The organism is Pinirhizobacter sp. (assembly GCF_035317885.1).
Classification (GTDB): domain Bacteria; phylum Pseudomonadota; class Gammaproteobacteria; order Xanthomonadales; family Rhodanobacteraceae; genus Pinirhizobacter.
In genome coordinates this window covers 1-5,631 of record NZ_DATHFX010000128.1, presented here as the reverse complement: position 1 = coordinate 5,631, position 5,631 = coordinate 1, and the positions used below count along the sequence as shown (strand labels likewise).

Genomic DNA, 5,631 nt, shown 5'->3' with positions numbered 1-5,631 from the left:
GTTGATCGGGCGGCCTGCACAGTAAGCATTGGCGGCGCACCACAGCGTATTGTCACCGGCGTCATGCCGGGTCGCGCCGATTCGACTACCAGTCGATTCGTCGCGCCATGTAACGGGGTGTCACACCGTTACCCAAATTCGATCGGCGGAGCCTAGTGGGGGATGCATCACATTGGCAAGTGCAAGGGTCATCTTGTTCAGCAAAGGCTCACAACACACGTGAACCAATTTGTGCTGCGCCGCAGATGAAATTTTCGTGTACGCGTTATCGGCACATGCCATTTGTTCTATTCAATGTGGCCACATGTGCAGTGATACAAGGCTCGTCTGCATGCCTTGGACATCGAATGCGCCAGTGCGTTCATCGTCAAGGATCACGTCATTCAGGATCACCAACGCCTTGGTTGCGCCATCGAAAGCATGCGCGTTCAGCACCATGCCGATGGCAGCGCTGTTGCGACGCAATGTCGCACCAGGTGAAGCGATAATGTCGAACCTCGCCGTATGCAGGCGCTGCTTGCCTGCGCCGCGGTAGTGCATGCGCGCGACGATTTCCTGTCCAGGGAAACATCCCTTGTTGAAATTCACGGCGCCAAGGCGTTCGAAGGAAAGCGATTGCGGCAATAGTTCGCCGATCGCTGCATCGGGTATCCACGCAAACCCTGCGTCGATGTCGCGGTCGATCCAGTCACGCGTTGCGTGGTCGCCTGCGTGAGTGCTTGCTGTGTTGACGACGCGCCAGCTGCGGGTGCCGCCACCGTAGGTGATGCCGGCATCTTCATCGACGGTGATGAAGCCATCGGCCAACGCAGGTCCATCGATCACTGTCATGTCGCCGGTGCAGACGATGCGCACCTTGGCACGGAAGACGAAGCGCTTGAGGTCCTCCGCCATGGCCGCCGCGTCGCCGCCGCGTAGCAGGGCGGTGAAGCGGTCGGTGGCCGGCCGAGCCAACTGCAGGAAGGCGCGGCAGCGGCCCTTCGCGTCGAGCCAGGCGCTCCATTGCCATTGTCCCGGGGCCAGGCCTGAGACATCGGAGGAAAACTGGGCCTGGGCAAAGGCGGCGGCGTCGGGACCGTCGAGGGTAAGGAGGGAGGCGGGCATCAGTGGGTTCTGCATCGTAGGGATGTTAGGGCGTGCCCGGGCGCAATCCAGCCCCCTTTGAGTTGTGCTGCGGTTGCACAGGGTTTAACATTCGCAGGCTTTGAAAACCATGCCTGACACGTCTGCCCCTCCTGCCCAGGCCCCGGAATCCACGGTCGTGGAAACCGGCCACGGCGCCGCACCCGCGGCACCGGCCATGAAGCAGGAAGAGCGTCCACCGCTTGATCCCACCCGTTACGGCGATTGGGAAAAGAATGGACGCTGCATCGACTTCTGAGGGCAAAAGCCTGCCCCAAGAGGCAGGCCGTTGCGCATGGGTCGACGAGGGTGGTCGGGGAGGGGCGTCAAGCGATTCCTGAAGGATAGCCGCCATGGCACAGACCACCCGACCTCTCTCCCCGCACCTGCAGATCTACAAGTGGCAGTCGCAGATGGTCACTTCCATCCTGCACCGCGCCACCGGCATCGCCCTTGCCGTGGGCAGCCTGGTCATCCTGTGGGGCCTCGTTGCCCTGTCCATGGGTCCCGACGCCTGGGCCAGCTTCCATGCAGTCGCCGCCTCGCCGCTGGGCCTGGTGCTGCTGTTCGCCTGGACATGGGCGCTGTGGTTCCACTTCATCAATGGCATCCGCCACCTCTACCAGGATGCCGGCGCCGGTTACGCCATTAGCACCTTCATCAAGGCGAGCTGGTTCTCGATCATCGGTTCCCTGGTGATTACGCTTGCCACCTGGGCCTACGTGTTCATGGGAGGCGCTGCATGATCCGCGATCTGCGCAACCCGCTGCAGCGGGCCCGGGGCCTGGGCTCGGCGAAGGATGGCGTGGGCCACTGGTGGACCCAGCGACTTACCGCCATCGCACTCGTCGTGCTGGTGCTTTGGTTCGTGGTGCTGGTGCTGGGCCTCCTGGGCCACGACTACCAGGCCGTGCGCGCGTCCATCGCGCGCCCCTGGAACGCGCTGCTGATGATCGCCTTCATCATCGCCGCCTTCTGGCACTCGGTGCTCGGCCTGCAGGTGGTCATCGAAGACTACGTGCACACCCGCTGGCTGGAAGTGACCTCGATGATCGTCATCAAACTGCTCGCGTTCGCGGGCGTCCTGGCCGGCGTGCTCGCCGTCCTGCGTATCGCGTTGGGAAGCTGATCGATGGAAGCCTATAAGGTCCAGCAACACAAGTATGACGTCATCGTGGTCGGCGCCGGCGGTGCAGGACTTCGCGCCACCTTCGGCCTGGCCGAAAAGGGCCTGAAGGCCGCGTGCATCACCAAGGTATTCCCCACCCGTTCGCACACCGTGGCAGCGCAAGGCGGCATCTCCGCGGCGCTGGGAAACATGGGCGAAGACGACTGGCGCTTCCACTTCTACGACACCATCAAGGGGTCGGACTGGCTGGGCGACCAGGACGCCATCGAATACATGTGCCGCGAGGCCATCCCCGCGATCATCGAACTTGAGCACTACGGCGTGCCGTTCTCGCGTACCGAGGAAGGCAAGATCTACCAGCGCCCGTTCGGCGGCATGACCACCCATTACGGGCAGGGCACCGCGCAGCGCACCTGTGCCGCGGCCGACCGCACGGGCCACGCCATCCTGCATACGCTCTACCAGCAGGCGCTGGCGCACGACGCCACGTTCTTCATCGAATACTTCGCCATCGACCTGATCTTCGACGCCGACGGCACCTGCCGCGGCGTGCTGGCACTGGACATGAACGACGGCAGCCTGCATTTCTTCCGTGGCCATGCGGTGGTGATGGCCACCGGCGGCTATGGCCGCGCGTACTTCAGCGCCACCTCCGCCCACACCTGCACCGGTGACGGCGGCGGCATGGTGCTGCGCGCGGGCCTGCCGCTGCAGGACATGGAGTTCGTGCAGTTCCATCCCACCGGCATCTACGGCGCAGGCTGCCTGATCACCGAGGGCGTACGTGGCGAGGGCGGTTACCTCACCAATTCCGAAGGCGAGCGCTTCATGGAGCGCTATGCGCCCAGCGCCAAGGATCTTGCCTCGCGCGACGTCGTCAGCCGCGCCATGACCATCGAGATCCGCGAAGGCCGCGGCGTGGGCGAGCACAAGGACCACATCCACCTCAACCTGATGCACCTGGGTCCGGAGGTGATCAACGAGCGTCTGCCGGGCATCGCCGAATCCGCGCGCATCTTCGCCGGTGTCGACGTCACCAAGGAACCGATTCCGGTACTGCCGACGGTGCACTACAACATGGGTGGCATCCCCACCAACTACCACGGCGAAGTGGTGACCAAGCAGGGCGACAATCCCGACGCCGTGGTGCCGGGCCTGTTCGCCATCGGCGAAGCGGCTTGCGTGTCGGTGCACGGGGCCAACCGCCTGGGCTCCAACTCGCTGCTGGATCTGGTGGTGTTCGGACGCGCGGTGTCGCACCGCTGCGCAGAGCTGGTCAAGCCCGACACTGCCCACAAGGACCTCCCGGCCAATGTGCTGGACAAGGCCCTGGCGCGTTTCGACGGCATCCGTTACGCGAAGGGCAGCAAGCCCACCGCCGAGATCCGCGCCGCCATGCAGAAGACCATGCAGAGCGACGCCGCCGTATTCCGCACCGGCCAGACGCTCGAGGAAGGCTCGACGAAGATCTCCGAGGTCCACGACATGTTCAAGGACGTTGCCGTAAGCGACCGCTCCCTGGTGTGGAACTCCGACCTGATCGAAACGCTGGAACTGGCAAATCTGCTCGACCAGGCCGTGGCCACCATGCACTCGGCCCGGCAGCGTCCGGAAAGCCGTGGCGCCCATGCGCGCGAGGACTTCCCCGACCGCAACGACCACGAGTGGCAGAAGCACACCCTGGTGTGGATCGACGAAGCCGGCAACAGCCGCTTCGACTTCCGTCCGGTGCACATGTACACCCTGACCGATGAGGTCGAGGTGGTGCCGCCGAAGAAGCGCGTCTACTAACAACCGTTATCTGGAGAGGCAATCGTGGCCGAGTTCACGCTACCGAAGAATTCCAAGGTCCAGGGCGGTAAGCACCACGCGTCGCCCGGGGCGAAGAAGCCCCGTACCTTCAAGGTCTATCGCTGGAATCCGGACGACGGGCAGAACCCGCGTACCGATACCTACGAGGTGGACATGGCCGCCTGCGGCCCGATGGTCCTGGACGTGCTGCTGAAGATCAAGAACGAGATCGATCCCACGCTTACCCTGCGTCGTTCCTGCCGCGAGGGCATCTGCGGTTCGTGCGCGATGAACATCGACGGCACCAACACGCTGGCCTGCACGCGCGCGGTCGACGAATGCAGCGGCGGCACGGTGGCAATCTACCCGCTGCCGCACATGCCGGTGGTGAAGGACCTTGTTCCCGACCTTACCCACTTCTACGCCCAGTTCGCCTCGATCAAGCCGTGGCTGCGTACGCAGAGCCCGGCCCCGGCCGACAAGGAACGCCTGCAGTCGCCGGAAGACCGCAAGAAGATCGACGGCCTCTACGAATGCATCCTGTGCGCCTGCTGCAGCACCTCGTGTCCCAGCTACTGGTGGAATGGCGACAGGTACCTGGGTCCCGCCATCCTGCTCCAGGCCTATCGCTGGATCGTCGACAGCCGTGACGAGGACACCGGTGCACGCCTGGACGACCTGGAAGACCCGTTCAAGCTGTATCGCTGCCACACCATCATGAACTGCGCGCGCACCTGCCCGAAGGGCCTGAACCCGGCCAAGGCGATCGCGGAGATCAAGAAGCTGATCGTGCAGCGCCGTTCGGCATAAGCGGGACACGCAGGCGATGGACGAGGCCATCATCCGTCGCCTGCGCTGGCGCACCCGCCGCGGCACCCGCGAGCTGGACGCGCTGTTCGGCGGCTGGCTGGACGAATCCTTTGCCACCGCCGACGAAGCCACCCGCAAGGCATTCGACGAACTACTCGACGTACAGGACCCGGACCTCTGGGACTGGGTGATGGGACATGGAAAGCCAGGGCGCGAGGACTTCGCCCGCATCATCGATGAGATCCGCGCCCGACATCGACTTTGAATACTCACCCTCGCCGCGTGTGCGCCTGGCGGTGGGCGTGATGACGTTGGTCGCGGTGGGTTGTGTGGCTGCCAGCGGCTTGCAAGGCGCCGTGCGGGTCACCCTGGCCGTCCTCGCCGTGGCCGGATGGCTCACCTGGCGACCGCTCCGCGGACCCTTGCAGGTGGCCTGGGATGGTGACGGCCGGTGGTCGGTGGTGGCGCCAGGCTGTGGCCGGCAGCACGCGAAACTGGCCGGTCACGCCCGGTTCGCCGGTGTGGTCGTGCTGCGGCTGGCCCTCCCGGGTGGTACGCACACCCTGCTGCTCACCGCTTCCGACCTCCCCGCCGACACCTGGCGCCACCTGCGGATACGCCTGGCCGGACAGCGGCCAGGCTGACACCTTGCCGCCACCGGCGCGTTCGGGCACTCTGCCGGGTGCGGTGGCGCAACCGGATGCCGGATGCGACACCACCCATCCCGCGATTGAGCCGCATGTTCAGACCCCTCGAATTATTCATCGGCCTGCGCTACA

Annotated in this window: 8 protein-coding genes; 7 read left to right on the top strand and 1 reads right to left on the bottom strand. The window is 64.7% G+C overall.

Translation table 11 applies throughout. The annotated features are described in order from the left end of the window. Positions 1-291: 291 nt before the first annotated feature. On the bottom strand, positions 292-1,104 hold the full coding sequence (gene ygfZ / locus VK519_RS03975) for a CAF17-like 4Fe-4S cluster assembly/insertion protein YgfZ (protein WP_324347843.1): 813 nt from the start codon (positions 1,102-1,104) through the stop codon (positions 292-294). 109 nt (positions 1,105-1,213) lie between these two features. On the opposite strand from ygfZ, the gene VK519_RS03970 reads away from it, so the two are divergent. From VK519_RS03970 to VK519_RS03940, 7 genes are all read left to right on the top strand, one after another. Continuing rightward, a complete protein-coding gene (locus tag VK519_RS03970; protein ID WP_250623510.1) occupies positions 1,214-1,381 on the top strand; it encodes a DUF1674 domain-containing protein in 168 nt (55 codons plus the stop codon). Between the two features lie 94 nt (positions 1,382-1,475). Continuing rightward, positions 1,476-1,868, top strand: coding sequence for a succinate dehydrogenase, cytochrome b556 subunit (gene sdhC / locus VK519_RS03965; RefSeq protein WP_324347842.1), 393 nt, complete (start codon positions 1,476-1,478; stop codon positions 1,866-1,868). Beyond that, complete coding sequence (gene sdhD / locus VK519_RS03960; protein WP_324347841.1) at positions 1,865-2,251, top strand: succinate dehydrogenase, hydrophobic membrane anchor protein; 387 nt, start codon at positions 1,865-1,867, stop codon at positions 2,249-2,251. Before sdhC ends, sdhD begins: the two co-directional genes overlap by 4 nt. A 3-nt stretch (positions 2,252-2,254) precedes the next feature. Continuing rightward, positions 2,255-4,042: a succinate dehydrogenase flavoprotein subunit gene (gene sdhA / locus VK519_RS03955; RefSeq protein ID WP_324347840.1), complete on the top strand. Its 1,788-nt coding sequence runs from the start codon at positions 2,255-2,257 to the stop codon at positions 4,040-4,042. Between the two features lie 24 nt (positions 4,043-4,066). Continuing rightward, positions 4,067-4,852 carry a succinate dehydrogenase iron-sulfur subunit gene (gene sdhB, locus VK519_RS03950; protein WP_250623506.1) on the top strand — a complete coding sequence of 262 codons (786 nt, stop codon included), beginning with the start codon at positions 4,067-4,069 and terminating at the stop codon, positions 4,850-4,852. 16 nt (positions 4,853-4,868) lie between these two features. Continuing rightward, positions 4,869-5,117 carry an FAD assembly factor SdhE gene (locus tag VK519_RS03945; protein ID WP_324347839.1) on the top strand — a complete coding sequence of 83 codons (249 nt, stop codon included), beginning with the start codon at positions 4,869-4,871 and terminating at the stop codon, positions 5,115-5,117. After that, positions 5,089-5,496, top strand: coding sequence for a hypothetical protein (locus tag VK519_RS03940; RefSeq protein ID WP_324347838.1), 408 nt, complete (start codon positions 5,089-5,091; stop codon positions 5,494-5,496). The genes VK519_RS03945 and VK519_RS03940 overlap by 29 nt, the downstream gene beginning before the upstream one ends. Positions 5,497-5,631: the final 135 nt, after the last annotated feature.